Origin of the sequence: Hallerella succinigenes, from assembly GCF_002797675.1 — a bacterium.
GTDB lineage: Bacteria > Fibrobacterota > Fibrobacteria > Fibrobacterales > Fibrobacteraceae > Hallerella > Hallerella succinigenes.
Window position 1 is genome coordinate 766,902 of the sequence record NZ_PGEX01000001.1, and the last position, 26,261, is coordinate 793,162.

Annotated in this window: 24 protein-coding genes and 1 pseudogene; 3 read left to right on the forward strand and 22 right to left on the reverse strand. The window is 50.9% G+C overall.

The genetic code is table 11. The annotated features are described in order from the left end of the window. Window positions 1–5 precede the first annotated feature (5 nt). From BGX16_RS03335 to folE, 3 genes are all read right to left on the reverse strand, one after another. Window positions 6–1,433 carry a glutamate synthase subunit beta gene (locus BGX16_RS03335; RefSeq protein WP_100424784.1) on the reverse strand — a complete coding sequence of 476 codons (1,428 nt, stop codon included), beginning with the start codon at window positions 1,431–1,433 and terminating at the stop codon, window positions 6–8. 11 nt (window positions 1,434–1,444) lie between these two features. Continuing rightward, entirely contained in the window at window positions 1,445–5,929 is a 4,485-nt protein-coding gene (gene gltB / locus BGX16_RS03340) for a glutamate synthase large subunit (protein ID WP_100424785.1), read from the reverse strand. A 539-nt stretch (window positions 5,930–6,468) separates the two neighbouring features. Next, a complete protein-coding gene (folE, locus tag BGX16_RS03345; RefSeq protein ID WP_407718848.1) occupies window positions 6,469–7,041 on the reverse strand; it encodes a GTP cyclohydrolase I FolE in 573 nt (190 codons plus the stop codon). Window positions 7,042–7,230: 189 nt separating this feature from the next. On the opposite strand from folE, the gene BGX16_RS03350 reads away from it, so the two are divergent. Continuing rightward, window positions 7,231–8,583, forward strand: a complete 1,353-nt coding sequence (locus BGX16_RS03350) for an IS5 family transposase (protein WP_198514820.1) — start codon at window positions 7,231–7,233, stop codon at window positions 8,581–8,583. Between the two features lie 287 nt (window positions 8,584–8,870). Here BGX16_RS03350 and BGX16_RS03355 read toward each other — a convergent pair whose 3' ends face one another. From BGX16_RS03355 to BGX16_RS03445, 19 genes and pseudogenes are all read right to left on the reverse strand, one after another. After that, entirely contained in the window at window positions 8,871–9,017 is a 147-nt protein-coding gene (locus tag BGX16_RS03355) for a DUF4372 domain-containing protein (protein ID WP_100424787.1), read from the reverse strand. A gap of 197 nt (window positions 9,018–9,214) precedes the next feature. Then, the gene (locus BGX16_RS03360) at window positions 9,215–9,784 is read right to left on the reverse strand and encodes a 6-pyruvoyl trahydropterin synthase family protein (RefSeq protein WP_100424788.1); all 570 of its coding nucleotides are present in this window, start codon (window positions 9,782–9,784) and stop codon (window positions 9,215–9,217) included. A 193-nt stretch (window positions 9,785–9,977) separates the two neighbouring features. Then, window positions 9,978–10,136, reverse strand: a pseudogene (locus BGX16_RS03365) (DDE-type integrase/transposase/recombinase); the annotation flags it as partial. A 102-nt stretch (window positions 10,137–10,238) separates the two neighbouring features. After that, window positions 10,239–11,183 carry a type II asparaginase gene (locus tag BGX16_RS03370; protein WP_100424789.1) on the reverse strand — a complete coding sequence of 315 codons (945 nt, stop codon included), beginning with the start codon at window positions 11,181–11,183 and terminating at the stop codon, window positions 10,239–10,241. Beyond that, a complete protein-coding gene (argA, locus tag BGX16_RS03375; RefSeq protein WP_100424790.1) occupies window positions 11,184–12,542 on the reverse strand; it encodes an amino-acid N-acetyltransferase in 1,359 nt (452 codons plus the stop codon). 81 nt (window positions 12,543–12,623) lie between these two features. Continuing rightward, a complete protein-coding gene (locus BGX16_RS03380) occupies window positions 12,624–13,301 on the reverse strand; it encodes a hypothetical protein (RefSeq protein WP_100424791.1) in 678 nt (225 codons plus the stop codon). Between the two features lie 84 nt (window positions 13,302–13,385). Further along, window positions 13,386–14,195, reverse strand: coding sequence for a glutamate racemase (murI, locus tag BGX16_RS03385; protein WP_100424792.1), 810 nt, complete (start codon window positions 14,193–14,195; stop codon window positions 13,386–13,388). A gap of 2 nt (window positions 14,196–14,197) precedes the next feature. Further along, the gene (locus BGX16_RS03390) at window positions 14,198–14,662 is read right to left on the reverse strand and encodes a hypothetical protein (protein ID WP_100424793.1); all 465 of its coding nucleotides are present in this window, start codon (window positions 14,660–14,662) and stop codon (window positions 14,198–14,200) included. Then, complete coding sequence (locus BGX16_RS03395; RefSeq protein ID WP_100424794.1) at window positions 14,659–15,567, reverse strand: hypothetical protein; 909 nt, start codon at window positions 15,565–15,567, stop codon at window positions 14,659–14,661. Before BGX16_RS03395 ends, BGX16_RS03390 begins: the two co-directional genes overlap by 4 nt. Then, window positions 15,564–16,016: a hypothetical protein gene (locus BGX16_RS03400; protein WP_100424795.1), complete on the reverse strand. Its 453-nt coding sequence runs from the start codon at window positions 16,014–16,016 to the stop codon at window positions 15,564–15,566. Before BGX16_RS03400 ends, BGX16_RS03395 begins: the two co-directional genes overlap by 4 nt. A 15-nt stretch (window positions 16,017–16,031) precedes the next feature. Then, window positions 16,032–16,589, reverse strand: a complete 558-nt coding sequence (locus BGX16_RS03405; RefSeq protein ID WP_146139541.1) for a porin family protein — start codon at window positions 16,587–16,589, stop codon at window positions 16,032–16,034. A gap of 34 nt (window positions 16,590–16,623) precedes the next feature. After that, window positions 16,624–17,814, reverse strand: coding sequence for a class I SAM-dependent RNA methyltransferase (locus BGX16_RS03410; protein WP_100424797.1), 1,191 nt, complete (start codon window positions 17,812–17,814; stop codon window positions 16,624–16,626). Then, window positions 17,811–18,677, reverse strand: a complete 867-nt coding sequence (locus tag BGX16_RS03415) for an ATP-binding cassette domain-containing protein (RefSeq protein WP_100424798.1) — start codon at window positions 18,675–18,677, stop codon at window positions 17,811–17,813. Before BGX16_RS03415 ends, BGX16_RS03410 begins: the two co-directional genes overlap by 4 nt. A gap of 1 nt (window position 18,678) precedes the next feature. Continuing rightward, window positions 18,679–18,903 (reverse strand): exodeoxyribonuclease VII small subunit, encoded by a 225-nt coding sequence (gene xseB / locus BGX16_RS03420; RefSeq protein ID WP_100424799.1) that lies wholly within the window; start codon window positions 18,901–18,903, stop codon window positions 18,679–18,681. Then, window positions 18,900–20,294, reverse strand: a complete 1,395-nt coding sequence (locus tag BGX16_RS03425) for a UDP-N-acetylmuramate--L-alanine ligase (protein WP_100424800.1) — start codon at window positions 20,292–20,294, stop codon at window positions 18,900–18,902. The genes xseB and BGX16_RS03425 overlap by 4 nt, the downstream gene beginning before the upstream one ends. Before the next feature lie 2 nt (window positions 20,295–20,296). Further along, a complete protein-coding gene (locus BGX16_RS03430; protein ID WP_100424801.1) occupies window positions 20,297–21,616 on the reverse strand; it encodes an RluA family pseudouridine synthase in 1,320 nt (439 codons plus the stop codon). Then, complete coding sequence (gene lspA, locus BGX16_RS03435; RefSeq protein ID WP_100424802.1) at window positions 21,582–22,166, reverse strand: signal peptidase II; 585 nt, start codon at window positions 22,164–22,166, stop codon at window positions 21,582–21,584. The genes BGX16_RS03430 and lspA overlap by 35 nt, the downstream gene beginning before the upstream one ends. Further along, a complete protein-coding gene (locus tag BGX16_RS03440) occupies window positions 22,163–23,227 on the reverse strand; it encodes a squalene/phytoene synthase family protein (protein WP_100424803.1) in 1,065 nt (354 codons plus the stop codon). Before BGX16_RS03440 ends, lspA begins: the two co-directional genes overlap by 4 nt. Continuing rightward, window positions 23,214–23,816 carry a hypothetical protein gene (locus tag BGX16_RS03445; RefSeq protein ID WP_100424804.1) on the reverse strand — a complete coding sequence of 201 codons (603 nt, stop codon included), beginning with the start codon at window positions 23,814–23,816 and terminating at the stop codon, window positions 23,214–23,216. Before BGX16_RS03445 ends, BGX16_RS03440 begins: the two co-directional genes overlap by 14 nt. Here BGX16_RS03445 and dnaA point away from each other — a divergent pair. After that, the gene (gene dnaA, locus BGX16_RS03450; RefSeq protein ID WP_100424805.1) at window positions 23,815–25,116 is read left to right on the forward strand and encodes a chromosomal replication initiator protein DnaA; all 1,302 of its coding nucleotides are present in this window, start codon (window positions 23,815–23,817) and stop codon (window positions 25,114–25,116) included. The genes BGX16_RS03445 and dnaA overlap by 2 nt on opposite strands. A 4-nt stretch (window positions 25,117–25,120) precedes the next feature. Beyond that, window positions 25,121–26,257 (forward strand): NAD(P)-dependent oxidoreductase, encoded by a 1,137-nt coding sequence (locus BGX16_RS03455; protein WP_100424806.1) that lies wholly within the window; start codon window positions 25,121–25,123, stop codon window positions 26,255–26,257. The last annotated feature ends 4 nt before the right edge of the window (window positions 26,258–26,261 follow it).

Consider the following 26,261-nt stretch of genomic DNA (forward strand, 5'->3'; position numbering starts at 1 on the left):
CTCTCTTAGTTTAAAAGTGTTCTGATGATACCGTTTGCAACGTGTTTGCCATCAGTAATGGCTCTCACGACAAGCGATTGTCCAGTAGCACAGTCTCCTGCAATATACACACCTTTAGCCGAAGTCATACCTGTCGAATCGCGGAAAATACATCCACGTTCGTCGGTTCTGAGGTTAAATGCGCTCACAATTTCCGGAATGGCGTGTCCGACGAAGCCCATAGCAAGCAAAACGAGGTCCGCCTGGAGAATAAATTCGCCATCCTTCTTCGGAACATTGTACATGCGACCATCTTCACCCCGGAGCCATTCGATTTCGGAGCAACGAAGCGCTTTGACCTTTCCGTTTTCTCCGATCGCTTCGAGAGTGTTGATATTCCACTTACGGCTGCAGCCTTCCTTGTGGGAAGCGGATTCCTTGAAGATGCGCGGCCATTCCGGCCACGGGTTGTCCGCAGCTCGCTTCATCGGAGCGTTTGGCATGATTTCAATCTGCATCACGTCGGCAGCACCCTGACGGATGGCTGTACCGATACAGTTTGCACCCGTATCACCGCCACCGATGACAACTACGTGCTTATCCTTAGCGCACTTGGTTTCATCGAATTCAAAGATTTCACCGCCGTTGATGCGATTCTGCTGAGTCAAGTAATCCACGGCAAAGTGGATGCCCGAAAGTTCGCGGCCCGGAACCTTCAAGTCACGCGGCGCGCGAGAGCCGCAGCAGAGAACGATTGCATCGTTTCCGCGCAAGAGATATTCCGGAGAAATGTCCTTCCCGATGCGGACGTTCATTTCAAAGCGAACGCCTGCGGCCTTCATCAGTTCCACGCGGCGTTCAACGACCGTTTTCGGAAGACGGAAGTCCGGGATACCATAGCGCATGAATCCGCCGACATGTTCCGCAACTTCGTACACGGTCACGTTGATGCCGGCACGGTTCAAATATTCTGCGCAAGAAAGGCCGGAAGGACCCGAGCCGATGACGGCGACGCGCTTGTTTGTACGGACCAGCGGAAGGTTCGGACGGACCCAACCATTTTCGTAACCGGTTTCGATTACGCGGTGTTCAATTTCACGGTTCGTCACAGAGTCGCCGTCCTTGCCGTTCACGCAAGAGCCTTCGCAAAGGGCCGGGCAGACGATACCGGTGAATTCCGGGAACGGGCTCGTGTCGAGCAAAAGGTCCAAAGCCTTGTGCCATTGTCCACGGGAAACCGCATGGTTGATTTCTGGAATCACGTTCAAGAGCGGACAACCATAATTGTGGCAGAAAGGAACGCCGCAGTTCATGCAACGCTTTGCCTGTTCCACAACCTGTTCCTGGGTCATTTCCTTAGCGGTCTTGTTGTAGTCGCGAATTCTTTCTTCGACCGGGCGTTCTTCCGCATTGCGGCGCGGAATCTCCAGAAACGGTTTTGATAAAGTCGTCATCGTTTGTCTCCTTATCCGCGATTCTGATTCTTCATGTTGCTAAGTGCGCGGCGATATTCCATCGGGAACACCTTCACAAAGAGTTCGCGTTCCAGATCCCAGTTGGCGAGAATTCTCTTCGCCTTCGGGCTGCCCGTGTACTTTGCATGGTTTTCAATCAGCTGCTTGAGTTCCGTTTCGTCTTCTTCGTTCAGCGGATCTAGGTCGATCATTTCGGTGTTGCAGACGCTGTCAAAACGACCGTCTTCATCGTAGACGTAAGCGATACCTCCGCTCATGCCTGCGCCGAAGTTGATGCCGGTCGGTCCAAGGACCACCACGCGGCCACCCGTCATGTATTCACAACCGTGATCGCCGACGCCTTCGACAACAGCGAGAGCACCGCTGTTACGGATACCGAAACGTTCGCCAACTCGACCGTTCAAGTAAACTTCACCCGACGTTGCACCGTACAGAATCACGTTACCACCGATCACGTTATCTTCCGGAGCGAAGGTGCTTTCCTTCGGCGGACGCACAATGATCTTTGCACCAGAAAGGCCCTTGCCGATGTAGTCATTCGCTTCACCTTCCAAATCGATCGTGAGACCGTGAGCAGCGAATGCGCCAAGGCTCTGGCCTGCAGAACCCTTGAGGTGGATCGTAATCGTATCATCCGGAAGGCCCGCGTAGCCGTACTTCTTTGCGATGCGGCTCGAAATGATCGTTCCAAAAGTACGGTTCGTATTGTGAATCGGAAGATTCAGCGTCACCGGCTGCTTCGTTTCGATGGAGCTTTCGACCGTCTTGAGAACTTCGTAGTCGAAGACACCTTCGAGGCCCGTTTCCTGCCGCATCGTGCAGCGGACTTCGTCGCTCTTTTCCGATGCGCGGTAAAGGATTCCGGAGTAGTCCAAGCCCTGAGCCTTCCAGAAGTCAATCGCCTTGTTCATTTCAAGAAGATCGCTGCGGCCAATCATTTCGTTGAAGGTGCGGAAGCCGAGCTGAGCCATGTAATGACGGACTTCTTCTGCGACAAAAGTCAGGTACTGGATAATGTGTTCCGGAGTGCCCTTGAAACGCTTGCGGAGTTCCGGATCCTGCGTAGCAACGCCGACGGGGCAAGTGTTCGAGTGACATTGGCGCATCATCACGCAGCCGAGAACCACGAGAATGGCCGTTGCAAAGCCAAATTCTTCTGCACCGAGAAGCGCACCAATCACCACATCACGACCCGTTTTCATTTGACCGTCGACCTGAAGGCGCACACGGCTACGAAGCTTATTCAACACGAGCGTCGTCTGGGCTTCGGAAAGACCAAGTTCCCACGGAACACCGGCGTGCTTCACGGACGACACCGGAGAAGCACCCGTACCGCCATCGTAACCGGAAATCAAAATCATATCGGCACGAGCCTTGGCAACACCAGCGGCAACCGTACCCACGCCCACTTCCGACACGAGCTTCACAGAAATGCGAGCCTTGTCGTTTGCATTGCGCAAGTCGAAGATCAACTGTGCAATGTCTTCGATCGAGTAAATATCGTGATGCGGAGGCGGGCTGATCAGGGTCACGTCCGGAGTCGAATGACGCACGCGAGCGATCTGTTCACTGACCTTGTGACCCGGCAGCTGACCACCTTCACCCGGTTTTGCACCCTGAGCGATCTTGATCTGAAGTTCGCTTGCATTCACCAGGTATTCGTCAGTCACGCCAAAGCGGCCACTTGCCACCTGCTTTGTAGCGCTCGAAAGGGAGTCTCCATTCGGCAGCGGAATGTAACGCGCCGGATCTTCACCACCTTCTCCGCTATTGCTGCGGGCACCGATACGGTTCATCGCGATTGCGATCGATTCGTGCGCTTCATTCGAAATAGCACCGTAGCTCATCGCGCCCGTCACAAATCGTTTCATGATTTCCGAAGCCGGTTCCACTTCATCGAGAGGAATCGCAACCGTCTTCTTGAACGTGAAGAGGCCGCGAAGAGTACTCTGATACTTTAACTGATTATTGATCCGTTCTGCATAGGAATCGTAACGTTTCTGATTTCCAGTGCGAACTGCAATCTGCAAATCCGCAATCGCTGCCGGAGTCCAAAGGTGACGTTCGCCATCCTTGCGCAAACGGTATTCACCACCAGGCGGAAGAATCGGGCTGTGGCTTTCGATTGCCGCACGCCAGCGCATCAGCACTTCCTTCGCAATTTCTTCCATACCGACACCGCCAACGCGACTTGCCGTACCCGTAAAGTACTTGTCGACGACATCCTTCGCGATACCGACAATTTCAAAGACCTGAGCGTTTCGATAGCTGCGGAGCGTCGAAATGCCCATACGACTCATGATTTTCTTCAAGCCCTTGTTCATCGCATCGATGTAATGTTCCACGGCTTCCGTCACACCGAGCGGCTTATCGAGTTCCTGCGAACGGCTCATGTGAGCGATTGATTCGAAAGCGAGATACGGGTTGATCGCCGTCGCACCGAAACCGAGCAGGCTCGCCACGTGCATCACTTCGCGAGCTTCACCCGTTTCAAGAATCAGGCCGCAGCTCGTGCGGATGCCCACACGGGAAAGATGCTGGTTCACCGCTGACACGGCGAGGATCGCCGGAATCGGGGCGAATTCATCCGGGAGATCCTTATCGCTCAAGATAATGATCTTATTTCCATGGCGAACTTCTTCTTCTGCCTTTTTGCAAAGGTCCGTCAAAGCCTGTTCCAAAAGCTTTCCTGCAGAAAGGGAATCGGAAAGCACCGGGAAGCCCATCTGCACCGTAGCGCTCTTGAAGTCCTGCTGCGAAAGGGAGCGAAGGCGTCCCAAGTCTTCGTTCGAAAGCACCGGATAACGGAACTTGAGCAAGCGCGCCTGGGAAGGTTCTTCGGCGAGGAAGTTGTCATGAATGCCGAGAAACGTCATGAGGCTCATCACGAGTTCTTCACGAATCGGATCGATCGGTGGGTTCGTCACCTGGGCGAAGAGCTGCTTAAAGTACCAGTAAAGCAACTGCGGTTTTTCGGAGAGAACGGCAAGAGGCTGGTCAGCGCCCATTGAACCGATCGGTTCCACGCCATTCGAAGCCATGGAATTCAAAATGAAGTCCATATCTTCACGGGTGTAGCCAAAAAGCTTCTGACGCTTCATCAAAGTTTCTTCATTCACAGCAACTTCGCCGACTGCGTTGAAGAAGCCGTGGATGTCGATGTGGTTTTCCTTGACCCAGCGGCGATACGGTTCCTTGCGGGCAAAGCGAGTCTTTACTGCCTTATCCTTGTAGAAACGACCCGTCTTGAGGTTAATGAGGAGCATCTGACCTGGACGGAGAGAGCCCTTTTCCGCCACGTCTTCCGGAGCAATGTCCAAGACGCCCGATTCCGAAGCGAACACCATGAAGTTGTTCTTCAAAATCGTATAACGTGCCGGACGGAGACCGTTTCTGTCGAGAGTTGCACCGACCCATTCGCCATCGGTAAAGGCGACGGCTGCCGGGCCATCCCACGGTTCCATGATACCGGCATGGTATTCAAAGAAGCCCCGCACATCTGGGCCCATCGCATGCTTTTTGCCCCAAGCCTGCGGCATGAGCATCATCATCGAATGACCGACTTCACGACCGCCGAGAGTCAAAAGTTCAAGGACATTATCCAAGTTGCCCGAGTCGCTCGAACCCTTTTCGAGAATCGGCATGAGCTTCTTGATATCGCTTCCGAAAAGCGGCGATTCCAAATTCTTTTCACGAGCCTTCATCCAGTTGCGGTTACCGCGGATCGTGTTGATTTCACCGTTGTGCGCCATGTAGCGGAACGGCTGGGCAAGCGGCCAGCTCGGGAAGGTATTCGTGGAATAGCGCTGATGCACAACAGCAACGGCACTTTCAAAATTTTCATCGTTCAGGTCCGGATAAAAGACCGGAACCTGCGGGCCTGTCATCATGCCCTTGTAAACGATGGTGCGGGCAGAAAGGCTTGCCACGTAGAAACCGTCGGCGCCATCAGCTTCGAGACCCGATTCATGTTCTGCGCGCTTGCGGATCACGAGAAGAGCGCGTTCCAAAGATTCGCCCGTCAAATCCTTTGTGGACTGCAAGAAGATCTGAGCGATGAACGGCATTTCTGCGCGGGCAGATTCTCCGATTGAAGAAGCCACCACTGGAACGTCTCGGCTTTCGAGAACTTCGAAATTTTCTTCCTTCGCAATCTTTTCGATGAGAGCCATTACATCGCTGCGCTTCTTTTCGTTCTGTGGAAGGAAGAGCATACCGACACCGTAATGGCCGAGTTCCGGAAGATTCATCTTCAAAGATTTCTTAAAAAAGTTATCCGGAATCTGGACGAGCAAACCGGCACCGTCACCGGTATTGACGTCTGCACCCGTAGCACCTCTGTGGAGGAGGTTGCAGAGTACCTTCACGCCTTTCTCAACGATTCCGTGTTCTCGATTGCCATTCATGTTCAGGACAAAACCGACACCACACGCGTCGTGTTCGTTCTGCGGGTTGTATAGACCTTGAGCCTTCATATGTCTCCTTCGTCATCAAAGTGGCTACATCGCCACCTCAATCGTACAGGAAAAAATTATTCGCTCAAAGATTTCGGGTAAAGGGTTTTGGAAATTTTCAACCGACAAAAATGTAACACAAGTATCAGAATGTTACAAAAATGTTGTTTCATTTTTGGAAAAATTTTTGCGTGCTTTTTAAACAAAATCGGCGAAATTAATATCAAAATCGCCAATTTTTAAGCATAGAATTATAGGTAATAGTCTTTTTTGTCGAATACAACAGTCCCCCCCAAAAAAATTTGTCGACTTCTCAGTACACGAATTTCGCAATCAAAAATCCGACTCTTGTCGACACAATCACGCTCGTCAAAACGCCCAAAAGAACCGGGCCTTCAATGCCCAGACTACAAGCCAGCGGAAGCACCGAAACGACCAAATTTACCCCATTTCAATCGACTCTTATTTTTGAAAAAGGAAAAGGCTTTTCTTGCATTCCCTACAAGCCCCTCTAGAATTGATGCTTGTAAGCCACGAAATCGCCGTCAAAGGTCGCATCGTTAGTGGCGAATATATGGCTTAATATAAGACATAAATTCCGCGCGCGTCTTTTCGTCGGTCTTAAAACGCCCCAAAAGTTGCGTCGTGACCATCGATGCGCCCGGTTTTTTGACGCCACGCATGGTCATGCACATGTGGCTCGCTTCGAGAACGACCGCAACGCCTCTCGGTTGCAGGACCTTCTGGATGAGTTCCGCTATCTGGCGCGTCATCCGTTCCTGAATCTGCGGAAAGCGCGCATAGAATTCAACGACACGAGGAATCTTGGAAAGGCCGACCACGCAATCGCCAGGGATATACGCCACGTGGGCGCAACCCGTAAACGGCAAAAAGTGGTGTTCGCACATGCTTGCAAATTCGATGTTCGGCACGACGATCATTTCGTCGTATTTTTCATGGAAACGGGTCTTGAGAATATCTTCCGCCTTGGTGTCGCCGGAAAGACCCGTCATGAGCTCTTGATACATCTTCGCGACACGCTTCGGAGTATCAATGAGACCTTCACGGTGAATGTCTTCGCCCATACCTTCCAAAATCATGCGGAAGCCGTCTTCCATCATCTTTAGATTCATCATGCGGAGAAAGATAACAAAAACAAACCCCTTGTGATATTTCTAAAAATAAATTGACCTATTGCCCCAATATATAGTCGTCCCTTAAAATCCCGCCCAGCCCGCATAACTATTGGGAAAAACTGATTTCTACCCTGTGAAAATATTGCAAGGTTTTCTAAAATATGATTGAAAACCTTGCAATTTTTTATGTACAGACCGCCAAAATCCCACGCACAGACAAGCCTTTTCTGTTCCCTTGAGGAGCAGTTGAACCACAAGCATTCCCTCTACGTTCTCGCGAACAAGATTGACTGGAACAAGTTCGAGACCGAGTTTTCGAAACGGTTTGACGACAAAATGGGTGCGCCGAACAAGCCGATCCGTCTCATGACCGGGCTCATCATCCTGAAGCACATCCGCAACGTATCGGACGAGTCCGTCGTGGAGCAGTTTCAGGAAAACGCCTATTACCAGTATTTTTGCGGAGAACGGTTCTTCTCGACGGAGCAACCCTGCGACCCGAGCGAACTTGTTCACTTCCGGCACATGATTGGCGAAGCGGGCATGGACATGATCCTCAAGGAAAGTATCCTCGTCAACGATGACCACGATAAACAAGGACCGACAGGATGCGGCACGGTCTTTCTTGACACGACCGTGCAGGAAAAGAACATCACGTTCCCTACAGACGCCAAACTTGCGAACAAGATAATAGAACAGGTACAGAGGATCGTGGAAGAGCATGATCTTCCGCAAAGACAGTCCTACAAGAGAACCTTGAAGAAGGTCCATCGTGACCAGCGTTTCCGCAATCACCCGAAGAACGGCAAGAAGGCTCACAAGGCAGATCGCAGGCTGAAGACAATCGCGGGACGGCTCGTCCGTGAATTAGAGCGAAATCTCGCCAGCAAGAACTTGTTGAACACGTACAAAGAAAAAATCGAGCTTTTCAAAAAAGTTCTGGCACAGAAGAAATGCGACAAGGACAAGGTCTATTCGCTTCACGAACCCGAAGTAAAATGCATCGGCAAGGGCAAGGAACACAAGAAATACGAGTTCGGCAACAAGGTGTCAATCGCCCGGAGCTACAGCGGCATCATTGTCGGCGCGGTCTCGTTCCGGGACGAGTATGACGGACATACGATAGACGATACGCTTGACCATGTTGAACAAATGCTTGGATTCAGGCCGAGCCAGGCCGCATGCGACCGAGGCTACCGCGGACAAAAGGAATCCGGAACGACAAAGATCGTGATACCGGACGTCCCGAAGAAAAACGCGACTTACTACCAGAAGGAAAAGGCTCACAAGCTTTTTTGCAAGAGGGCAGGCATCGAGCCTATCAACGGCCACCTGAAAAGCGACCACCGTATGGGTAGAAATTTCTACAAGGGAATCTTTGGCGACATGCTCAATGCAAAGCTTGCAGCAGCGGCGTTCAACTTCAAGAGGGCCATGAGGCGCTTTTTTGTCCTGTTGGAATGGCTATACTGTTGCTTCCTTTGCCGGGAAGGGGTGAATAAAAACGGCGAACCTCCTTATCCTGCGCTCGCGAAGTGACTTTTTAAGGGTCAACTATATACATTTCGGATAGGATTTTAGCAACAAGAAGGTAAAATGATTTCAGAAGGATTGTTGACAGCCCCTCCTATTGCGCGGCCCCGACTGGTCGGCAACTCCTCGACCATCCGCGAATTCGGGAAATCGTTCAGGTATTTCGCTGAAGTCAACTTCGAAATGGATTTGTTGTCTCCAAAGATCGACGCTCTCCTGTTTGCGTTGGCGTCCCCAGCGTGCTCCGCTTTGGTACAAGCTCATTCGCAGATGCGGCATCTTGTTCACGAATGTCAGCGCGGATGCGTCCACGCGTTAAACGACTTCCTGTAACGTTCTCCGCCAGATTCCGTGCTGATCTTGAGGACTTCGTCCCTGTCGAGGTACTTGCAGAGTTGCGCGAAGACCGGCTGTCCGGTAAAAAATGTACTTTTGACCATAGCGTTTTGTTTTTGTTTGTTTTGTGGTAATTACAAAGTAAAAACAAAACGGGCAGGTTCTTCGTCTGAGGAACCTGCCATTTTTATTTTTGGCTATATTTTTACCGGACACGAATAATTTTTTCAACTAAGGAACCGCGCTTTTACTGTCAAAAAATTTCCGACCGCCTTAGTTGCGATAAGCAGCAAAACGTAATTTACGCCTTTTCCTTGTATCCGCACTTAGGACAAACGCCATTTTCGTTCAGGGCAATTCCGCAGAGAGGGCAGCGCTTGACCGTGCCTGCAACAGGGAATTCCTGGGAAGCGGCATTCACTCCGCTGGTGAAGGTGATCTTTGCAATGTTCAGCTTCGTTTTCAGAAGGTCATAGACAATCTTGATCATGCCTTCCACCGTCATGGTCTCCTTCGTCACCACCAGGCGGCAATCCGGGTAAGCCGTAGCAAGATCCGTCTTGAATGCAGGCCCCTTCATCTTGTTTTGCGGGTGGCCGTTTTTGATGCCCTGCTTTTCGTAAACGTCCAGAATCGCGGGGAGCAGCGGATCGTCTTCTCGCAAAATAAGGGCGTGGTCGAAATTCCGCAGAATATCCCAGGCCGTCTTCTGGATTTCGTTGCAGGGAAACACCATGTTCACCCCCGCGTCGATGGAATCCTCCACTTCGATGGTCAGGACTCCCGTGTGGCCGTGAAGGTACTGGGCCTCTCCCTTGAAACCGTAGAAACGGTGGGCGTACTGCAGGCTGAATGTTGTATAACTTCTCATATTGCCTCCTTGTTCGCATGGCGAACGCTGATAGTTCTATAAAGTGGCCGGTTTTTTCCGACAGAAAAAGCCGGTTTCTTCATTGAACTTTTTCCTTATGCGACCGACTTCAGGGCCACATGGTTAAAATATATCTCCGAGGGTGCGGTTGTCAAGAGATGAGTTCCTGCGAGCGGCCCTTGCCATCCATCGACAGCGAGTTCGACAGCCTCGAGGCAAGCATCCGGCGGCTGTACCAGTCGATAACCGCGGTCAGGTACACGAACCCGTGCTTGAGCCGGATGTAGGTAATGTCGGTACTCCACACCTGGCTCACGTGCGTAACCTTCACGCCCCGAAGCAGGTAGGGAAACTTACGGAGCATCGCATTGGGCATGGTCGTGCGGGTGCGCTTGGATGTTTCGGAGATGCTTTCGCGGCTGCCGACCGGCTTAAATCGCAAGAAATTCAACCATCAAACAATCGGACGCTTAAAAAACTGTCGGATTTTTTCTATGTCGCGAGTCACCGTCAAAGAGAGCATCAGTAAAATGCGCGCCTTTTGCGGGTTCAAAGAACCTGCCGCTATGAAGCCGAATTTTAAATCTTCGACTTCACCGCCTTCCGTGTAAACGCCGCCGTAAGGACACCGTGTAGAACGCACCATCAAAATTCCCTGCTTTACCGCTTTTTCAGCCAGCTGTTGCACAGCGCCATAAAGGTTTCCCCCGCCAACGCCCGCAAGCACAATGCCGTCGTAATGAGCATCGATAAATGCCTGTATCGGGAGCGTAGAAGCTCCGCCGTAGCCGTAAACGATTCCCACGCGCGGAAGTTTCAAAAGTTTTCGCACGTCAAATCCTGCGCTTAAACCGTGTGGCACGCGAAAGTCCGTTTTTACCGCATCCAAAGCGTCGAGCGCGTGGCTGTCTTTTTTAAAAGCTTCGCTCGCTTCAAAAATTTTTTGACCGAGGCAAAGCAAAACTTCGCGACCCGCATTCGTTGCGCTTACCGCCGACTTCACTGCCACAAGCAAATTCGCAGGGCCATCCGCATCCACGGCATCCGAAGGGCGCATGGATCCGACAAGGACAATCGGCTTTGGGCTGTGCACGGTCAGATTCAAAAAGAACGCGGTTTCTTCCATCGTATCGGTGCCGTGAGTGATTACCACACCGTCCACGTCTTCTAACGCGAGAACTTCATCCACGCGTTTAGAAAGCGCAAGCCAAATGGATTCATCCATATCTTGCGAACCGATATTGCAAAACTGCTCATATTCAAGCGAAGCAATTTCTTTTAAACCGGAAACAGCTGCAAGAATATCTTCGATCGAAGTTTTCCCCGCTTCGTAGCCGTTCCCCGACGATTTTCCGGCGATCGTTCCGCCCGTCGCAATGATTCGGATTTTAGACGCCATTTACTTTCCAAACGGCATAATCAAAATTCTTGAATTCCGTTTATGATTGTAATGGTCACGCTTGGTCTTTGGCAAGTCTTCGAGAGTACCGTCCCTAAAGCCCAGTTGGTAGAACCAGTCGAGAGCCTGCGTCGTGAGCAAAAAGACCATGCGATAACCACGCATACGGGCTGTCGCCACAAGGTGACGCACAATCGCCGCGCCGACACCCGACTTGCGGTAGTTTGCCGCTACGGCAATCGCCGCGACTTCTGCCGTGTTGTCTTCGAAAGGATGCAAAGCGCCGCTACCGTGAATGGCGTTGTCTATCGCGTACACCACGTAATCCTGCAACTTGTCGGAAATCGATTCCTGTGTTCTCGGAATCAAGTAACCCTTGGTAATGTAATCCTGCATAATACGCAGAATATCCGGAATGTCATCGATCGTCGCCGGACGAATACTCGAATACTGATTCGCGTACACCATGGTACCGTCACCGCGGCTCGAGAAGACTTCCTGCAGAACGCTGCCCTGCGTTTCACCGCTCACCAAATGCACTCGGTTTGCTCCCGCCTTGCAAGCGCAAATCGCATTCTTCAAATAATCAACCTGGGTGTACGTGAGCTTTTCCGGATTCAGGTCCAGAATTTCCTGAGCCTGTTCAATATCCAAAGCCGAAATCACACCGCTTGCGGTCACGTCCAAATACTTGGTATTCTTTCCGGTCGTAAGGCCGTCTGCACAAATGCCATTTTCACTGCCAATGAAAAAGAGCTTTCCCACCGTCAAATATTTGCAAAGTTCCATCGCAAGTTCGGTACTCGAAATATTATACGCGTGACCGATCTTGTTCCAGCCGATCGGCGGAATAATGGGAATGTAGTCTTCCGAAAGAATGTGTTCAATGATATTCTTTTCGATGCGCTCAATGCGACCAGTGCGCATGTAGTCCACACCGTCGATAATACCCATGCTGCGCGCGGCAACCCAGTTGCCCTGCATACCGTGGCAACCACCGGCCGTTAAATGGCTCATAATGCGCTGGGCAGCACCCAAAGAAGCCTGTTCCACAAGCGGCAAAGCTTCTTCATTCGTGAGGCGTACACCGTTATGAAATTCCGAAGAAATTTCCCAAGCCTTGAGCTGACGGTCAATGCTCTTACGCGTACCGGGAACAATCAAGATTTTGACACCGATCTTGTGCAAAAGCGTAATATCTCGAATCAGCACGGGGAACAGCGGATGATCCATCAGGCTGTCTTCGATTTTCAAAATGAAGAGCTGACCCTTGAAACGGGTAATGTAACCGAAGACTTCGCGAATAAATCCGGCGACTTCGATATTCTGCACATTCAGATGTTCAATACCATTGTTCATACGACTAATATAATTTTTCCACTTTGCCTTTAAAACAAGAACCCGCCATTAGGCGGGTTTTTGTAAAGCTTTTATCGAAGATTAAGCCTGCGGGGCTTCTTCCGAAGCGGCTTCTGCTGCCTGCTGGGCGGCGAGAGCCTTCTTGAATTCTTCGACGGTTGCGATGTATTCGTCGATCTTGTCGTCTCGGGAATCCAAGTGATCCAAAATGATCTTCGTGTGTTCTTCGTTAAAGACCGTCTTGAGCTGGCGATTCGCGTGACCCTTGTAACCCCATTCCTTGATACGCTCATCCGTCAGAATGTAGCTGTCCTGAAGAGACACAAAGTGCATCGGGCCCTGGACCGCGATGTTCTTTTCGAGAGTCATGCATTCCGGTTCTTCTGCACCCGGGGTAGCCATGTAGTTCTGAATATGACGGGAACGGACATCCTTCGTATTCATGATCTTCATGTAGCCCATGATCAGGTACTTGTCTTTATAATCTGCATCGCCGCCTTCATAGCGGGTGCCGAAGAGGATGTAGCGGCTCTTGTTCGTCTGAACGATCTTGTTGATCTGCTTGACGTTGCAGCAAGACATGAAGCCGTAGGTAGAAGTTTCGTAGTTCGGTTCCGAAAAAGAACCCTTTTCGTTTTCATTCAACTGGTCACGGACCGGGACAACGGACAAGCGGCTGGTTTCCACATAGAGCAAACTACCCGTGTTCTTACCACGGAAGCCTTGCCAGCCGGTTAAATTAATTTGAATTTGCGGCATAAATTCGTCCTTTCCTCAGAGTAAAAGAATTAAAAGCGGACCAAGGGTGGTTCGTTTTTCAACAGCAAGATATAAAATTATAGGTTAAAAAGACAAATTTTTTGAAAAAACATCTTTTTCGCCGAAAAATATCGCTCCTCGGCTAAAAAATTCAGGCGTATCGGTCGTCAAAAACTCCACTTTTCCCTGTCGAGTGAGCCTTTTTTCGATTTCCGGATGCCTTTTGAGGTAATCTTTGGTTTTTTGAGCAACAATTTCTCCCTGGGACACCACCCGAACCCCTTGCGGAACGACCGACTGAATGACCGGCAAGAGCAACGGATAATGGGTACAGGCGAGCAAAATAGCGTCGATTTCAGGATCTTTTAAAAGCAGACGTTCAATGTCCCGCTTGACAAAAAAACGGGTTCCCTCGCTCTCGATTTCTCCGTTTTCGACGAGAGTCGCCCACAAAGGGCACGCCTGCTGGGTCACCTTCAACTGAGGAAAAAAGTGCCCGATTTCGAGCGGATAGCTCCCTGAAATGACCGTTCCCGCCGTTCCGAGGACGCCCAAATGGCCCGTTTTAGAAAAAGAACCTGCCTCTTCGGCGGTAGGACGAATGATGCCGAGGACGCGGTTGCTCGGGGCGATTTTGGGCAGGTCGTGCTGCTGGATGGTTCTGAGCGCCCGTGCCGAAGCCGTGTTGCAGGCGAGGATCACGAGCGGACATCCGCGGTTAAAAAGAGCCTTGACCGCTTCGAGCGTGTAACGATAAATGGTTTCAAAGGTGCGGGAACCGTATGGGGCGCGAGCGTTATCGCCCAGGTACGTAAAGTCGTATTCCGGAAGCGCCTTGCGCAGTTCGTGAAGAATCGTGAGACCGCCAAATCCCGAATCGAAGACTCCGATCATGTTTACCTCCGCATGCGGGACTGCACCTTGCGAATAGAATCCTTGGCGAATTCTCCCGGCAAGAGCTCTCCCGGCGAAGTGCGAAGGTCATCTTGATTGCGAAAACGCGCCTTGGACGGAGCGTTCATCTTCGCGACTTCCTTTTGAAGTTCGCTCAGGTACTTTTCCCAGTCCTGAATGGACTCGTCGAGTTCCCCGCGCGTTTGCAACATGATATCGCGGAGCTGTTCAAGTTCACGCATCTGGTCGCGCTTCATAATCCAAAGCTCTTCTTCTTCGGGCATGCGCTCGATGTTAAAGAGCAAATTCAGATACTTGTTTTCGGCGGCGATGTAAGCGGAGTAAGCTTCCTTGTACATGTAGGCACGGTCTTCGGCCATCGTCTGCTGCGCGGACTTGGTGCCCGAGCAAGCGGAAAGCAGGGCGAACGTGCCTACAAAAAAGAATGGTACAAGGGACGTTCTCATTTTTCCACCGGAGTCGTTGCACCGTACGTATAAAGGCGTTCAAGGCCTGTGCTGCTGCGGAACGTCGCCGTGTCACCGGTCTTTGCGTTCACCATCGTATGCACGCCATGCTTGATTTCCTGTTCCTGGCAAGGAATGCCGTTTGTCGGATCGATCGCAACACGGTAAGCCGTTTCATATTCCGCCGAAAGCCCCTTGTTGTAAGCCTGGAACTTTTCGGTGCCTATCTTGCTATTCACGTGCTGTTCCCAGATGTAGTACGGGAAATTTTCCTTTTCCTTGATGTACACCGTGTAGTTCAAGCATTCGCGCTTGTCTAAAGTCTGGAAGCCGCTCGTGACCACGGAGTCAATCTGGATTAAGCCGAACTTGAGACGTCCGCGTTCTTCGAGAATCTTTGTGATGTTTCCCTTGGTGGGAACCGGGCCTTTGAGCAGATGCGTCATTTCGTAGCGGTGGCGTTCCTGACGTTCCAAGTGCTTGATGTAGTCCGGGTTCAAAAGCTGGTTGCGCCAACGCTGCGGCATCGGAATGCGGTAGAGCAGGGAGTCGAATTCGTCAAAGCCTTGGATGCTCACCGTGCGAAGGTCCACGCCTTTCGTTTCGACTACCGGAAGCCTCCACTGGAGTTCCGCCGGGTGCGAATTTTTGAGGTAGCCGCGGGAATTGTCAATTTCGAAGCTGCGACGGATGACCGTGGTGTCGCCATTCTGCGAATAGTCCAGGTGAACGTAGTCGGCGGTAATCGTTCCAACGCGTTCTACGCCTGTTAAGTCAAACGTAGAATAAATACTTTCGACATAAAGTTCTACAGGAACCGTTTCCGAGAGCTTGTAATTCACTTCAACTTCCGAGGAACAAGCCATCAAGGAAAGAGCCGCTAAAGCGAGGATGCTGTACTTCATTCTTCTCCGTCAATTTTTTCGCTGTTGAGCACGACGCGAATCTGCTTTTCGAGGAGGAGCGCATCCGAATCGGCATTGATAAATCGAACCTTAAAGTTTCCTTCTTTCGCTCTAAAGATTTCTGCCGCATTGGCAATGCCTCCCTTACGAGCCGAAGAAACGAGAATCGTATAGGAACCTTCCTTTGCATTCACTTTGCTCGTTTTGGAAGAAATCTGCTTGCCGTCCGCACTCAAGACTTCCCACTTGATTTTCGAAAAGTCAAAGTTCTTGCCGTAGCGGAACTGCATCACGAACGGATCGGAACTGTGGAAGACACTGCCCGTGTCCACGACGACAGCACGGTTCGAAATAAAATCCTTACCCGTCACAATCGACATCGGTTCCGAAGAACAGGCCGCAAGAATCAAACCTGCAGCGAAAGCCAGTAAAAGTTGAAGTTTTTTCATTGTTTCCCCTATGATTTAAAACCAGAAGCGCAAGCCGAAGCGCACATAAAAGTCCGGCAGTTGCCAATCGGATTTATGGTCGTCATCATACCACATGTAGTGATATTCTCCGACCGGATTGAGTTCGATGTAAAATTCCAGAGGGACCGGCTTCGGGAATTCCCAGCCCCAGCCGCCCACGATACCCGCGCGGAACGCCAAACCGGATTCCGAATCATACTCATTGCCGAGTTCATCAAAAAGATCCGATTGCCACCAGCCCATACCAGCTGCAGGACCAAAATAAAGGCTCATACGGCCGTACTGCTGCGGTAGCGGAATCACATCGTAAAGATGCCAGTAATAGCCCAGGTAAACACCCAAGGAATTATCGTGCTTGCTAAATTCAAAACTCGTGTAAAGATCGAGCGTGTTCATTGCACCATGGCGAAATTCCAAATCCAAGCCGGCATGTTCACCGCTGTTCCCGCCCTGAAGCCATCCGCCGACAGCCATATTCTTATCTTCCGAACCGACTGCGGCAAAGGTAATGCCTGTGGCGAGCATAATTCCTAGAATCCACTTTTGAAGCATACACGTTACCTCGTTACACGGGAAAATTACAAAATTACACGCGCTTTAATTCGAGGAACATTTCAAAATGCGGGGTCTGCGGGTAAAAGGCAAAGCCTTCTGCGTTCAAAATTTTGTAACCAAAATTTTCAGAAAGCAGTCTAAAGTCCCGAGCAAGAGTTGACGGGTCGCAAGAAATGTAAATCCATTTTTTCGGATTCGCCTTGGCGATCGCTTCGAGGGCGCTGCTCGGAAGCCCTGTGCGCGGCGGATCTACAATCAGAACGTCTGCGCCCGAAGCATCATTTTGAGCGAGCCAGTCTTCGGCAGGGGAAGAAACATTGTGCGCTTCGGGTACATTTTTGTTCGCATGGAAAAGCGCCTTACCTTCACGTTCCACGGTGACGATCTTTTTGAAATTCTTTTTTAAGACCGTGGCAAAAAATCCGACGCCGCTGAAAAGGTCAATCAGATATTCCCCAGTTCCCGCCGCCTTTTTGACCGTTTCCACAAGTTCCGGGAGAACTTCTAAATTCGACTGGAAGAAGCAAGCGGAATCCATCGAAATTTTGGCGTCGCCGATTTGCACGGAATTCATGGCGCACTTTTCAAATTCCGCAGGCGACATGCCTTTGTAGTAGTAAGAGATTTTTCCGCTGCCGTTATCGAAAACGGAAAGTTCCGGCACATTCGGGAATGTGTTTGCGGCAAGAGCCTTGTTGAGCGCAGGCGTTAGAACTTTGCACTGCGCAACAGGAATCACATTGTGGCTTTGCGTTTCACGGAATCCCCAGCCTTTGCCGATGCGGACAAGGCGTGCCCGGTTGCGGTAGCCGTAAGGCTTTCCAGAATGGATTTTCCAACTTGCAGGGAGTTCCGTTTTGGCAAAACGGCGGAACAGTTCTTCGATCGATTTGCGGTACGCTTCCAGCTGAAATTCAAAAGTCGCATGCTCCATGGAGCAGCCACCGCACTTGCCGTAAAATGGGCACTGCGGTTCTGTGCGAAATTCCGAAGGCTCTAAAATCCTTTTGGCAAAGCCTTTGGCAAAATCCTTTTTGTTCTGCGAAAGAACGACTTCGGCAAGTTCGCCCGTTAATGCGCCCGAAACAAAGCAGACTCGGCCATCTTGCAAATGGGTCAAAGCGTCACCGCCTTGCGCCATGCGTTCCATGCGAAGCGTTACCGTTTCTGCAGGTGCGGACTCTTTAGAAAAGTTCCGTTTATGCGAACGGCGAAAATTCATGAAGCAGACTCCGTCGGAGTTTCCACGTCGGCAAGGAAGAGGCTCGGATCACCGGTAAAAACCTGCGGAGGGCGTTCAAAATCCAACGTCGGAACGCTTGCAATCAAGGCCTTGGTGTAAGCGTGCTGTGGATTTTTTAAGACTTCCGAGGCAACTCCTTTTTCGACTTCACGACCCTTGTACATCACAATGACGTTATCTGCAAAAGAACGTACTGTCAAAAGATCGTGCGAAATAAAGATGATCGAAATGCCGAGTTCCTGGCGAAGCTTTTCAAGCAATTTTAAGACTTGAGCCTGAACGGAGACGTCGAGAGCGCTTGTGACTTCGTCCGCAATGATTACCTTGGGATCGACCATCAAAGCGCGGGCAATTCCGATGCGCTGACGCTGGCCTCCCGAGAATTCATGCGGATAGCGTGACAGCGAATCGTTTGGAAGCCCGACGAGATCGAGTTCCTTTTTCGCCTTTTCCAAGGCTTCGCTTTTGGAAGTTCCACGGGCGATCAACGGATACGTTAAAATCTGCGCAATCGTCTGGCGAGGATTCAAACTGGAATACGGATCTTGAAAGACCATCTGCACGGACTTGCGCACCTGTGCAATGGCTTTTGCCGAATTCACGTCGACTTCTTTTCCGAAGACGGAATAGGTTCCGGAATGCCACGGCAAAAGGCCCACCAGAGCCTGCGCTAGCGTACTTTTTCCGCAGCCCGATTCCCCGATTACCGCCAAAATTTCTCCTTCTGCCAAAGAGAAGGAAACATTCTGGACTGCTTTCAAATAATCGGAAACACGGGAAAATACCCCACTGCGCATGGGATAGTAAACGGAAATTTTCTCAACACGCAGAGCTTCTTTCATTTTAAGATTCGGAATCCTTTTCCGCTTCTTCGTTCAAATCGGAAAGAGCCTTCTGCACATTCTTTTCGGTATCCGAAAGGATTGCCTTGCATTCGCGCAAAAGCTTGGTCGCTTCTTCTACCTGACTTGCGAGTTCGTCAACGCTCACATCGCTCTGGTCGATTTTGGAAAGGATTTCTTCCAAGCGATTCATCGCGTTCTGATAGCGGTTATTTTGTTCGCTCATGCAAGCTCCTTGGAAACTTCTTTGGCAAAATCGGAAAGGCTCGGATCGCGAGCGCCCATCACAAGTATCGTGTCACCGGGTTTTGCAAACTTGGCCATTTCGACGCCACAGGCAGAACGGTCTGCGACAAAGTGGGCATCCACATTCTTGGCCTTTAGATCGCTTGCGAGATCTCCCGAAGAGATGTCTCGGGTCACGGTTCCGCCCGCGTAATAAATTTCACTGAAGAAAACACTGTCCTGTTTGCGGAGAGCGCCTGCAATCGAAGCGACCAGATCGTTACGCAAAAAACGGGTCGGGCCAAATCCATGCGGCTGGAAGTAGGCGATGACGCGGCCCTCGGTAAAGTCTTGGGCAGCAGAAATGCTCGCTGCGATTTTCGCAGGATTGTGGGCGAAGTCATCGACCACGGTCACGCCGTTAAAGGTTCCAAGGATTTGATGGCGGCGATGGATGCCCTCGAAGGATTCGAGCGCATCCGCACACTTGCGAAGTGGGACGCCGATGCGCACCGCGACGGCGATCGCCGCAAGAGCGTTCATCATATTGTGATGTCCGGGCAGTGGGACTTTGAACTTGACAAGCTCTCCTCGGTAATGCACGCGGAACGTGATGGAGTAGCCTTCCGGCCTAAAATCGGAGCCTTGAATTCCGCATTTCGATTCGAGTCCAAAATCGTCCAGGTGATTTACACTATAAGCTTCGGCAAGCTCGTCGGCTTCGTTCACAATGAGCGTTTTATTTTTGCTCGTCACATTGTGCGAAAATTCAGCAAAAATCTTTTGTAATTCGGAAATTTCCTTGTGGTCCTTTCCAATGTTCAAAATCACGCCGATTTCTGGAGAATAGCGGACAAGAGTTCCATCGCTTTCATCGGCTTCGGCAACGAGCCATTCGCCTGTGCCCGCGACGCCGTTTCCGATCTTGCCCTGCTTTTCGAGCGTCACAAGACCCGCGCCCGAAAGAATCGAAGGCGAGAGCTTTGCGTCATTCAGAATATGCCAGATCATACCGGTCACGGTGCTTTTACCGCTCGTACCGCTGACGCAGATCGTTTTGGTGCTTTCCGAAATTTTGGCGAGCATTTCGCTGCGATGCATACGGGGAACATTCAGTTCAAGTGCCCGTTTTAAATCCGGGTTGGATTCTTCAATGGCCGTACTGACGACTATCGCCGTCAATTTTTCGTTCACGCCAGAGCCATCTTGAGGAAAGCACTTGATGCCTTCCGCTTCGAGCTGAGCGCGAACCTTGTCGCCATCGGCGCTCGAAAATTTACGGTCCGAACCGGAAACAGAAAAACCTTTTCCGGCCAAATATTGAGCGATCGCGCTCATGCCAGAGCCTGCGACGCCTACAAAAAAGAACGACTGATCTTGAGAAAGTTTCATCTTTATTCCAAATACGCAGGGTCGATTGTCGGTTCGTATCCGGTCACCGTATCCGAGGCTTTTTTCACATAGACTTCGCCACGTTTTTCGGCTTCGCGCTTAGCTTTCTTTTCCCGTTTTTCCGCTTCGATCGCCTTGCGCTTTTTGATGCGTTCCTTTTTCATCGCCAAGCGTTCGGCACGCGTTAAACGTTCCTTCACCGGTTCTTCTTCGTAATCGGATTCCTCTTCTTCGATCGGATCTTCTTCCAAATACGGATGGTTGACTTCCGCTTCGTCAAAGTCGCGGAAGCTCGAATCTTCATCGAACGTCGGAGCCTTCTGCAAGCATTCCTTTTCAAGGAATTTCACAGCCTTTTCAAAAGGTTTTTCGAGAGGCACCGAGAACGTCATCTTCTTACGCGTTTTCGGATGCACGAACATGATTTCGACCGCCTGCAAAAGCTGCGCCGGAGCGATTTTCAAAAGTTCTTCCGCAGTATCGTGGTAAAGCGGCGGAATGCGGTGCAACGAAGCTTCTCGGCCTTCATAAATGGGGTCGCCCACAATCGGATGTCCTGTATAACGGGAATGTACACGAATCTGGTGAGTACGGCCCGTATCCAGTTCATATTCCATGAGCGTCGCAATCGCAAAAAATTCCTTCGCCTTGTAACGCGTCTTCGCATACTTTCCATCGCGGACAACCGCCATGCGCACGCGAGACTTGGGATCGCGTCCCACCGGCAATTCGATTTCTCCAGAAAGATCGCGCGGATGTCCCCAAATCAAAGCTTCGTACTTGCGGTGAAGCGTTCTCGTTTCAAGCTGCTTTGCGAGACTGCGGTGCGCCTTGTCGTTCTTGGCGACAACCATTAGGCCCGGCGTATCCTTGTCCAGACGGTGAACAATCCCCGGACGGAGCGGACCGTTCACGGTCGAAAGCTTATCCTTAAAGTGGTACAGAAGTCCAGCGGCGAGAGTTCCCGAAAGAGCGCCTGCGCCCGGGTGTACTACCACTCCGCGCGGCTTAAAAATCACAGCCACATCGTCATCTTCATAGACGATGTTCAGCTTCATCTTTTCTGGCTTCAGTTCTGAGGCTTCCTTTTGCGGAAGAGCGTCGAGGGCAACGAGCATGCCTTCGGTCAATCGCAAATTCTTTTTGGCGACAGAACCGCCCGCGACGACGTGACCTTCCGTGATGAGCTTTTGGACATCCGTGCGGGAATAATCCTTCAGCTTTGCCTGAAGGAACTTGTCTAAGCGTTCCCCGACATCCTTTTCGGAAATGACAAACTTAGGAAACTCAGGAGAGGGATTCTTCGTTGTTTTCTTCTGCATTCGAACCTGCTGGATTATACGCAATCCATTTATAGATTACCGGGGAAATAAGGACCAGAGCCACACCGACCGTAACACAGCAATCGGCAAAATTGAACGTGGGCCAACGCTGCATAATAAAATCCGGGAAATCGCAGTCAATAAAGTCCACCACCTTACCGATGCGGACGCGGTCTGCCAAATTTCCAAGCGCCCCGGAAAGAATCATCGCAATTCCCGTGCGCACCAAAAAATCGCCCTGCTTGACCGAACGGTAAAAGCTGAACAGCACCACGACGGCGACAAGGGAAATGACCAAAAAGAAAACTGTCGGAGAGAGGAACGGCAAAAGATCCTGCGGACGGCTGCTGAACGCGGCGCCAAAGTTATACGCCAAACGGAATTGCAGCAAGTCGCCGATTACCGGCACGATTCTTCCGGTCGGAAAATCTTCGCTCGCTTCGAGATACGCCACCGCCCAGATCTTTGTCGCTTGATCGACAAAGATGGATGCGAAAATAAAGGCAAGGTGGAACTTCCACGACTTCAAAAGACGAAAACGTTCACTCATACACCATCCCTCAAAGCTTCGAAAGTCTTCCTGATCCAGGAATTGGAATAGAAGTGAAGCGTCGTTGACTTGATGATATCCTTTACGTCGTCACGGGTAATCTTGACCTTGTGATCCTTATCGAAAAGATGCGAGCAGTCGCCCATGATCGAAAGGTTCTTGGCCGCCATAAAAAGCGGCCAAAGGCAGAAGAGTCGAATCTGCGGATTGCGACGCGGAAGCGTCACCGTGTATTCGATTGCATCCGACAAATGCTTCCAGGCTTCGCCGACGAGTTCTTTCATGACCGAAGCACGCGCCTTGCGGTCTGCATTCGGGGCAAACATCGCCGGGGAACTTTCAAAACCGTGACAGTGGCAGATCATTTCCGGAACAAAGCAAACCTTGCGTTCGGAATCTTCACGCACGTCCTTGATGATGTTCGTGAGCTGCAAGGCAAGTCCAAAGCTCACGTCATAGGTCTGGAGCTTATAAAGTTTTTCTTCGGTAATCGCCGAGTTTTTGGCGGCAAAAACTTTGGTCAAAAGTTTACCGACGATTCCTGCAACGTAATAGCAATAGCGCGAAAGGTCTGACATCGTTTCGAGGGTAAACCATCCCTTTTCAAGCGATGCGCTCATCTGCTGAATGGAACTTGCCATGCCTTCGCACATTTCGACGACCGTGTCACAGACCGGCTGCACATATTCCTTGTCCAGAGTCCAGAGCAGCGGAACGACCGTCTGGGAATGCAGGCAAAGGTCGTAATTCGGATCATCGGAATTTTTGAAATATTCCGGGAGAGCCTTCACAAAGGCTTCCGTCGCAGAGTCCACATCGGCGTCTTTCGCAAAGATCGCAGAGAAGAGTCCGAGAAGGCGAAGCTTGTCGTCTTTGGGAAGATTCGCATCGTCTTCGACCGTATCCGCCATGCGCAGATACAGGTAAGCGAGAAGCACCGACTTGCGCAGGTTTCCAGAAAGGCGGTTGATATTCAGCGCAAAAGTACGCGACACGAGCAAAAGCATCTTGTCGGCATACTGGAACGCGTTCTTGATTTCTGTCGCGTTAAGCTTGCTCATAAGCAGATCTTTCCTTTTCCGCGGCGATTTCCATTTTAGATCTTTCTCGCAAATACTTGAGCAGTTGCTTTTCGGATTCCGCCTTCTTCATCGCGTTGCGGAAAGCCCAAGCCGTGTGGCCGTTAAGGTCATCTTCCGAAAGCGGACGTCCGAGCTTGCTGTAGTATTCGCTCTGCTTTTTATATTCCAAAAAATACGCATTGACCTGCAAGCGGTAAATGCCATTCATCGCAAATTCCGTCAGGGGCTTGACCACTATCAGGAAGGCGAGGAACATAAAAACGAACCAGTACGGAACCGAAGGGAAGAGCGAGAAAAGGCTCGCTGCCGACGAAAACGCCGCCAAAACGCCTAAAATCACCAAAAAGAACAAAGTTCCGAGTCTTAAAAGTGGCTTTTTGGACCACCACTCGGGGACGTAGCACCAGTTTTTTCCCATGCGAATTCGACGTTTGAGCGCAACCGGGTAAGCCAAAAAGCGGGCCCACAAGAACAGTGTGACCCAGAAAATGGGGGGCAGCCAAAAGAACGCCCCGACAGAGCAGATGTAATCCATCATATTCGCAATAATAGTTAAATTATAGAGCATGAATCCGCAACTTGAGAAATGTTTGGAACTTTTGCACGGCAAGATTTCTGATGCCGTCTACAATGATTTATTTGCGAATTTGGAGCTTTCGAATGTAACCGATCGCCGTGTCTCCGTCCTGTTCCCTGCGGGCAAGGATGTGAAGGCGTATTTGCCGTATAAGGTCCTTTTGGAAATGAGCTGGCAGGAAGCGACCGGCCAGCATCTTGAATTTGAATTTCAGCACCCAGAAGCCAACCCTTCCGTTTCGACCCCGACAAACGAATTTTGCCAATCGATTAAACTCGCGGAAGAATTCAGCTTCGAAAACTTTGTGGTCGGCGACAAGTCGAAACTCGCCTTTAGCGCAGCCTTTGCCGTTGCCGAAAATCCGGATCACAGCAAGTACAATCCGCTGTTCATCTACGGAGCTTCGGGTCTTGGCAAAACGCACCTTTTGCAGGCGATTGGCAATTACATTCTGGGCAATGCGACGGGCAAGGTCGTCCGTTACATCCCGGCAAACGACTTCCAGCGCGAATACACGGAAAGCATTCGAAACGGTAACACGAACGAATGGTCTTCCTTCTACCGCAATGATGTGGACGTCTTGTTGATTGACGACATTCAAAACTGGAGCGGTTCGACCGAAACCCAAAACGAATTCTTCCACATTTTCAACACGTTGCACCAGGCGGGCAAGCAAATCGTTCTGACCTCCGACGCCCCAGCAGCCGAAGTCAAGAGTCTTTCCGACCGCCTCGTGAGCCGTTTTTCTTCGGGCCTCACCGTCGACATTCAGCCGCCGGCGCTCGAAACGCGCGAAGCCATTCTCCGCAAAAAGGCGATTAACAGCCACCTGGACATTTCCGACGACGTGTTCGCCTACCTCGCTGAAAACATCGAAGGCAGTGTGCGACCGCTCGAAGCGGCGATCGTTCGCCTTGCGATGCAGTCGAGCCTTTTGAAGCAGGACATCAGCATTTCGCTCGCCCGCCAGGTCGTCGCAGACATTATCCCGAACATCAAGCGTCGCGTCGGAATCGAATCCGTGATTCACGCCGTTTCGCAATACTTTGAAGTTCCGGAAGACAAGCTTTTGGAAGCGGGCCGCGGTACAAAGGAGGTCGCCCACGCTCGCCAGGTCGCCATGTACCTGATGAAAACGCTCACGACCCTCAGCTTAAAGAGCGTCGGTATGCGTTTTGGCAACCGCGACCATTCCACGGTCATGCACGCGATTAAAACCATTGAAAACGAAATGAGGGAAGACGCAACGTTCTCGCGTGTGGTCGAAACCTTAAAGGCTAACATCCACTAAAAAAATGCTTTTCGAAGACCTAATCCAGGAACATTACGACTCAAACGAGTATCCCGCTTTAGCGGCTCTTGCCGAAGAATGGGAAGAAACCCGTCCTTTTGAAGGACTCAAGGTTCTGGTCGCAACACCGATCTTCCGAAACAGTCTGGTCCAGTACGAAGCTTTGATTGCAGGCGGAGCCGATCTTTATGCGGGCCGTACTGTCGAAGGTACCGTCGTACCATGCGACGTCGAAATCGTGGAACTTTTACAGGAAAGTGAAATTCCCGTTCTTTCGCCCGAAATGGTTCTGGACATGGAACAGGAAGATGATTATTTCGATCTGATCCTCGACTGCGCTGGACAGTTTTCCGCCTGCCATCCGAGAATCGGATTTGTGGAACTGACAAAGACAGGCGTTCCCTATTACGAAGATGTCGATTTCCCCGTTTTCATTGCCGACAGCGGCATTATTAAGCGGATAGAGACTTCCCTTGGCACTGGCGACGGTTATTTCCGCGGTCTTGAAAAGGCCGGCTATTCGAATTTTGAAAAGAAGAAGTTCGTCGTTTTCGGAAGCGGTAAAGTCGGCTGCGGAATCGCCCTGCAGGGTTTAAGCCGTGGCGCAGAAGTGGTGACGGTTACGGACACCAGCCGTCGCAATACTTCGAACGATTTCATCTTGACCTTGGAAGCGAACGGCATCGAAGTCGTGGACAAGAACGACTCGGCAAAGGTTTCCCAGCGGATTCTAGAAGCGGACTTTGTCGTGACAGCGACCGGTATGAAGGACGCCCTCGCAAGCGAAGCGTTGCAAAGCGCCTTGGCAAACACAAAGGCTGTCCTTGCAAACATGGGCGTCGAAGATGAATTCAGCGAAGACTTTCCGGAAGAACGCGTTCTGAACAAAAAGCTCGCGTTGAACTTTAGCCTAGAAGAGCCTACGCATTTGAAGTACATAGACGCATCCCTTGCGCTGCATGCGGCACTCGGCGAGCGCCTGGTTTTGGAACGCGATGGCGTGATCGACGCGGAAGACGAAAACAGCAAGGGCCTTCGCAATCCACCGGCAGAAATCGAACAAAAACTTTTGGGCATCACCATGCAAAATGGCATCATCGGGGCTGAAATTGCCGAAATGATGGGATTCAAAGAGACTTAAGAGC

Coding starts and splice junctions, on each gene's coding strand:
- BGX16_RS03335 (WP_100424784.1), bottom strand. CDS start 1,433: ATGACGACTTTATCAAAACCGTTTCTGGAGATTCCGCGCCGCAATGCG.
- gltB (WP_100424785.1), bottom strand. CDS start 5,929: ATGAAGGCTCAAGGTCTATACAACCCGCAGAACGAACACGACGCGTGT.
- folE (WP_407718848.1), bottom strand. CDS start 7,041: ATGAATCTAAAGATGATGGAAGACGGCTTCCGCATGATTTTGGAAGGT.
- BGX16_RS03350 (WP_198514820.1), top strand. CDS start 7,231: ATGTACAGACCGCCAAAATCCCACGCACAGACAAGCCTTTTCTGTTCC.
- BGX16_RS03355 (WP_100424787.1), bottom strand. CDS start 9,017: ATGGTCAAAAGTACATTTTTTACCGGACAGCCGGTCTTCGCGCAACTC.
- BGX16_RS03360 (WP_100424788.1), bottom strand. CDS start 9,784: ATGAGAAGTTATACAACATTCAGCCTGCAGTACGCCCACCGTTTCTAC.
- BGX16_RS03370 (WP_100424789.1), bottom strand. CDS start 11,183: ATGGCGTCTAAAATCCGAATCATTGCGACGGGCGGAACGATCGCCGGA.
- argA (WP_100424790.1), bottom strand. CDS start 12,542: ATGAACAATGGTATTGAACATCTGAATGTGCAGAATATCGAAGTCGCC.
- BGX16_RS03380 (WP_100424791.1), bottom strand. CDS start 13,301: ATGCCGCAAATTCAAATTAATTTAACCGGCTGGCAAGGCTTCCGTGGT.
- murI (WP_100424792.1), bottom strand. CDS start 14,195: ATGATCGGAGTCTTCGATTCGGGATTTGGCGGTCTCACGATTCTTCAC.
- BGX16_RS03390 (WP_100424793.1), bottom strand. CDS start 14,662: ATGAGAACGTCCCTTGTACCATTCTTTTTTGTAGGCACGTTCGCCCTG.
- BGX16_RS03395 (WP_100424794.1), bottom strand. CDS start 15,567: ATGAAGTACAGCATCCTCGCTTTAGCGGCTCTTTCCTTGATGGCTTGT.
- BGX16_RS03400 (WP_100424795.1), bottom strand. CDS start 16,016: ATGAAAAAACTTCAACTTTTACTGGCTTTCGCTGCAGGTTTGATTCTT.
- BGX16_RS03405 (WP_146139541.1), bottom strand. CDS start 16,589: ATGCTTCAAAAGTGGATTCTAGGAATTATGCTCGCCACAGGCATTACC.
- BGX16_RS03410 (WP_100424797.1), bottom strand. CDS start 17,814: ATGAATTTTCGCCGTTCGCATAAACGGAACTTTTCTAAAGAGTCCGCA.
- BGX16_RS03415 (WP_100424798.1), bottom strand. CDS start 18,677: ATGAAAGAAGCTCTGCGTGTTGAGAAAATTTCCGTTTACTATCCCATG.
- xseB (WP_100424799.1), bottom strand. CDS start 18,903: ATGAGCGAACAAAATAACCGCTATCAGAACGCGATGAATCGCTTGGAA.
- BGX16_RS03425 (WP_100424800.1), bottom strand. CDS start 20,294: ATGAAACTTTCTCAAGATCAGTCGTTCTTTTTTGTAGGCGTCGCAGGC.
- BGX16_RS03430 (WP_100424801.1), bottom strand. CDS start 21,616: ATGCAGAAGAAAACAACGAAGAATCCCTCTCCTGAGTTTCCTAAGTTT.
- lspA (WP_100424802.1), bottom strand. CDS start 22,166: ATGAGTGAACGTTTTCGTCTTTTGAAGTCGTGGAAGTTCCACCTTGCC.
- BGX16_RS03440 (WP_100424803.1), bottom strand. CDS start 23,227: ATGAGCAAGCTTAACGCGACAGAAATCAAGAACGCGTTCCAGTATGCC.
- dnaA (WP_100424805.1), top strand. CDS start 23,815: ATGAATCCGCAACTTGAGAAATGTTTGGAACTTTTGCACGGCAAGATT.
- BGX16_RS03445 (WP_100424804.1), bottom strand. CDS start 23,816: ATGCTCTATAATTTAACTATTATTGCGAATATGATGGATTACATCTGC.
- BGX16_RS03455 (WP_100424806.1), top strand. CDS start 25,121: ATGCTTTTCGAAGACCTAATCCAGGAACATTACGACTCAAACGAGTAT.